This is a genomic window from Campylobacter sp. 2457A (assembly GCF_020135895.1).
In the GTDB taxonomy this organism is placed as follows: domain Bacteria; phylum Campylobacterota; class Campylobacteria; order Campylobacterales; family Campylobacteraceae; genus Campylobacter_D; species Campylobacter_D taeniopygiae.
Genome location: NZ_JACHTO010000102.1, coordinates 1 through 461, shown reverse-complemented (window position 1 = coordinate 461; position 461 = coordinate 1). Strand labels below are relative to the sequence as shown.

The window sequence follows — 461 nt, the reverse complement described above, 5'->3', positions numbered from 1 at the left end:
CCGTATGACCCCCCCCCGTAGATCTTTGGCAAATTTGCAAATTGTGGATAATTTTTAACAATATCTTTTAAGGCATTGATATGATCAATAGCAGCCATAATGCCATAGTTTTGATATTCATCATTGGGTGGGATAAAAGTTGAAGTAAAGCAAGCTTTGTAATCTTGTGGAATTTGGTTATTTGATTTTAAATTTGATATTGTTTGATTTAGGATTTGATAATAATTATCCGCATTGTAAATATTTAAATCATATGCATTTATGCCGATATTTTCTAAAGCCTTTTTTAAATTTTGCAAATCATCTTCTATAAACATTGTTATAGCACTATACTTTTCTTCACTGGATCTTCTTTGACAAAAACAATGATAAAAAACATTCACCACAACGACATCAAATTTTTTAGCGATATACTCTCTATCAAAGTCTAAAAAAGAAATATTAGCATTAGCTCCATATCC

General features: G+C 29.5%; 1 protein-coding gene. It reads right to left on the bottom strand.

The features are described from left to right. Nucleotides 1-461, bottom strand: a 461-nt coding sequence (locus H2280_RS08530) for a DUF2920 family protein (RefSeq protein WP_337216271.1), incomplete at both ends; no start/stop codon positions are given.